Origin of the sequence: Albidovulum sp. (assembly GCF_049646345.1) — a bacterium.
Taxonomy (GTDB): domain Bacteria; phylum Pseudomonadota; class Alphaproteobacteria; order Rhodobacterales; family Rhodobacteraceae; genus Albidovulum.
Genome location: NZ_JBARVQ010000795.1, coordinates 1 through 4,144, shown reverse-complemented (window position 1 = coordinate 4,144; position 4,144 = coordinate 1). Strand labels below are relative to the sequence as shown.

The window sequence follows — 4,144 nt, the reverse complement described above, 5'->3', positions numbered from 1 at the left end:
TCGAAGAGGTGGTCGTCGCCGAAGCAGCACCCGAACCTGCCGAACCTGAATTCGTTCAGACGACGGAGCCGCAGCCGGAAACCCTGGCCGCCGTTGAAGCCACTCCGGTGGAACCGGATGCTACGGTGACAGAACCAGCGGTCGTGGCCGAAGCCGAGGTGGCCACCGAAGAGGAGAGCGATCCCCTCGCCGCTGCCGTGGCCTTTGCGCTTGCTTCAGCCGAAGCGCCGGAAACGTCGCCGCGTCCCGTCCCATCCCCGGTTGTCGTCGCAGCCGATATTGTCGTGGCCGATGCAGAAACCGCGCCTCAGGTCGCACCCGAGGTTCTTCCCGCCGCCGCTGAACCGGCCGCAACCGATGTCGCGCCGGAGGCGGAGATCGTCATCGCGGCCCCTGCCCCAGCGAGCGCCCCCGAACCCGCGCCGGAACAGATCGTTCTGGCGTCACTCTCCTCAACCGATCCGGCACCGGCCCAGAGCCTTGAAGTCGTCACCCGTGTCTCGACCTCGGGCGGTCGCCAATGGTCGATCAATGTCGGCCATTTCGGATCGCGCTACGACGCCGAGCGCCAGCTGTTGAAAACCGCGCTGGTCGAGATCAACACATTGGAAGATGCGTTGCGCAAGGTCGTGGCCCGACGCGGCGGCTATGACGCCAATTTCGTCGGCATGACCGAAGATATGGCCGCACTTGCCTGCCGCCGGTTGCAGGCGCGGCAAACCGAATGCATCGTGGTCGGCCCCTGATCCCGGACTATTGTTTTGGGTGATCGTCCCAGTCATCGCTGAGGATGCGGTGGGAATCGCCGTCCGGGTCGTCATATTGCCGATGCCGGAGCGTCCAAAGGAACGCCACAAGCCCGATCCCGCCGAGAAACAGCGACACCGGGATCAGCAGGGCGAGCATTTCCATCGGGAAACCTTACTTCAACCGAAGCGCATTGAGCGACACGGTGATCGAGGATGTGGACATCGCCAGGGCCGCAATCAAGGGCGTGGCGAAGCCGAGCAGCGCCACCGGTACGGCGACGGCATTATAGGCCAGTGACAGCGCGAAGTTCTGCTTGATCCGGGTCCGGGTCTGCCCGGCGATGCGGATCGCGTCCGACAAGGGCGCGAGGTCCTGCCCAAGCAAGACGATATCCGAGGCGACACGGGCCGCGTCGAGCGCGGAAGCGGGCGAGATCGAGACATGGGCCGAGGCGAGCGCTGCCGTGTCGTTCAGCCCGTCCCCGACCATCAGCACATGCGCGCCCCCTTCCTGCAGCGCCGTAATGCGCGCCGCTTTCTGATCGGGGCGCTGGCCGGATTGCCATTCGGCGATGCCGAGGTCCTGCGCCAGCCGGGCAACGGGCACCTCGGTGTCACCGGAGAGCAGGATCACCCGTTTGCCCGCGGCCTTCAGCGCGGCCACGGCCTCCTCCGCGCCGGGGCGCGGGCTGTCGGTGAAGGCTAAGGCACGGGCGGGGCCTCTGCCCGTGGCAAGATAGGTCGCGGTGCCCGCGACCGGCTCCGCCCCCACCCATTCGGCACGGCCCAATCGGATCGATTGCCCGTCAAGCCGCCCTTCGACGCCATAGCCCGGCACTTCGCGGATATCCGTTACTGCGGCCCTGCCGGTACCGAAAGCGGTCAGTGCAGCGCTCAAGGCGCGTGACAGCGGGTGGGATGAGGCCTCTGCAAGGGCGGCGGCGATCTGAAGGTCGGCGCGCGGGTGAGCCGACAGGTCGGCGGGTTCGGGCGCGCCCATGGTCAGTGTTCCGGTCTTGTCAAAGATGACCGTATCGACCTCTGCCAGCCGCTCGAGCGCGGTGCCGTCCTTGATCAGCAGGCCCTTGCGGAAGAGCTTGCCCGAGGCCGAGGTGACAACCGCAGGAACGGCCAGTGCCAGCGCACAGGGACAGGTGATGATCAGGACGGCAGCCGCGATATTGACCGCAAGCCGCAGATCGCCCGTGAGCAAAAGCCAGACCGAAAAAGCGCCGAGCGCCATGATATGCACGACCGGTGAATAGGCCCGCGCCATGCGGTCGGCGAGCGAGGTGTAGCAGGTCTTCGCGCTTTCGGCGACGGCGACCAGATCGGCCATGCGGTGCAGCGACGTGTCGCGCCCCGCCGCCGTCACGCGCAGGGTCAGCGGGCCGGTCAGGTTGACCTCACCCGCGCTGACCGCACTGCCTGTCCCGGCCCAGACCGGCAGGGTTTCCCCGGTCAGAAGCGAACGGTCAATCTCTGATGTGCCCTCGGTCACCACACCGTCGACCGGCATCCGCGCACCGGGCTTGACCCGCACCAGATCGCCGACCGTGAGTTCGGCGATGGGCACCACGGTTTCGATCCCGCCCGTCACCCGCGTCGCGCGGGGCACTTCGAGTGCCGCCAGTTCCTCGGCCGCTGAGCGCGCGGCGGCGCGTGAGCGGTAGTCGAGATAGCGGCCCGCAAGCAGGAAGAAGCAAAGCGAGACGGCGGCGTCGAAATAGGCGTGATGCCCGCCCGCGAAGGTCTCATAAAGCGAGATCGATGAGGCAAGGATCAGCGCCAGCGAAATCGGCACATCCATGCCCAACCGCCGCGCCTTGAGGGATGCCCAGGCGGAGGCAAAGAATGGCTGACCGGAAAAGGCCAGCGTCGGCAGCGCGATGGCAGCGGAAATCCAGTGAAAGAGATCGCGTGTCGCAGCCTCGGCCCCCGACCAGACCGCGACCGACAGAAGCATGATGTTCATCATCGCGAACCCGGCCACGCCGAGCCGCATCAGCAGATCGCGCCCGGCCCGGTCGGTCTCGGTCGTCGAAAGCAGGCCGGGATCAAGCTCATGCGCCGGATAGCCGATGCCCTTCAGCGCGTCGATCAGCCCCTCGGCCGTCACCCCCGGCGCCGCCGCGACCGACACCCGCTTCAGCGTAAGGTTCACCCGCGCGGACCGGACCCCCGGAAGAGCGGCAAGCGTGCGTTCCACGTCAGAGATACAGACGGCGCAATGTGCGGTCGGCAGCGACAGGACAAGCCCCGCCTCCTTCTCGGCCCGCCTTGCAGCGATTGCCTCTGCCGCGGGGGCGGCGACGCAAGCGGGGCAGGCCGAAACCGATGGGGCCGAAGTGGACATCAGCCGCTCACGAACATGTCCAGCCGCTGGTGGAACCGGGTTCCATCGGCGGCGAAAGCTTCCAGGAGCACCATCCATTTGCCGGGGGCAAGATCGGCGGGCGCGATGTAGTCGCCATTCCGCCAGGCGAATTCAGGGACAATGTCGCTCGCCGCCTCGGTCGTGCGTCCGATCGTGGCCGAAAGCCCTTCGACCTTTACCGGCAGACCGCCCGCATCGCGGAACGACAGGCGCAGTTCGCCATCCGCATAGCTGTCGGTCAGGGTCCAGCCCAACGCTTCCTGCGCAGCGCGCTCGGCCTCGAAACTTTGCGAGGCGACATAGGAGTTCCTGACCTCAAGCCCCGGAAAGGTCCGCACCGCCTGTACCGCCATGACCACATTCACGCCGATGATCACCGTGAAGGCCGAGGCAGTGATCGCGAAGACCTTACGGCCCGTCAATTCGCTTTTCATTTTACTGCGCCTTTCCGTTGAAGACAGTATCGGCATGGACCCGGTCATTGCCGACAGTGTCGCTGATCCAGAGCCTGATGTCGCTGCGTTCAGCCACAGCACCCGATGTTCCGGCAGGGGCGGTGATGTAGAGCCGCTGGCTCAGCGTCGCATCTGCTGGAACGATCACCTCCAGCTTGTCCGTTCCCTCCAGCTCCAGCTTGAGCGTTGCATCGGCGGTGATCGAGATGCGGAAAGGCCGATCATCAGGGTGCTTGTTGCGCAGCCGCAAGGTGTAGGTGTTGCGGATCGAGCCGTCTGACAGCGTCACGAATATCGGATTGCGTTCGGGCGTCACGTTCAAATCGATGGGCGAGCGGATGAACAAGGCGACGATCATTGCGACACCCACCAGGGACCAGAGCGTTGTGTAGAGGATCGTCCGGGGCCGGAAGACATGTTTCCAGATATTCTTCGGCTCGTGCCCCGCGCGTTCGGCCGTCTCATCCTTCAGGGCCATATAGCCGATCAGGCCGCGCGGCTTGCCGATCCGGTCCATCACCTCATCGCAGGCATCGATGCACAAGGCGCAGGTGATGCATTCC

General features: G+C 65.7%; 4 protein-coding genes and 1 pseudogene. 1 reads left to right on the top strand and 4 read right to left on the bottom strand.

The features are described from left to right. A pseudogene (locus tag WBB85_RS20905) lies at positions 1-746 on the top strand (hypothetical protein); the annotation flags it as partial. Positions 747-753: 7 nt separating this feature from the next. On the opposite strand, the gene ccoS reads toward WBB85_RS20905, so the two are convergent. The 4 genes from ccoS to WBB85_RS20885 form a co-directional block, all read right to left on the bottom strand. Further along, positions 754-912 (bottom strand): cbb3-type cytochrome oxidase assembly protein CcoS, encoded by a 159-nt coding sequence (gene ccoS / locus WBB85_RS20900; protein WP_432640509.1) that lies wholly within the window; start codon positions 910-912, stop codon positions 754-756. A 9-nt stretch (positions 913-921) separates the two neighbouring features. After that, positions 922-3,105, bottom strand: a complete 2,184-nt coding sequence (locus WBB85_RS20895; protein WP_432640508.1) for a heavy metal translocating P-type ATPase — start codon at positions 3,103-3,105, stop codon at positions 922-924. After that, on the bottom strand, positions 3,105-3,560 hold the full coding sequence (locus tag WBB85_RS20890; RefSeq protein WP_432640507.1) for a FixH family protein: 456 nt from the start codon (positions 3,558-3,560) through the stop codon (positions 3,105-3,107). Before WBB85_RS20890 ends, WBB85_RS20895 begins: the two co-directional genes overlap by 1 nt. 1 nt (position 3,561) lies before the next feature. Further along, positions 3,562-4,144, bottom strand: a 583-nt coding sequence (locus tag WBB85_RS20885) for a FixG Ig-like domain-containing protein (RefSeq protein WP_432640506.1), incomplete at its 5' end; no start/stop codon positions are given.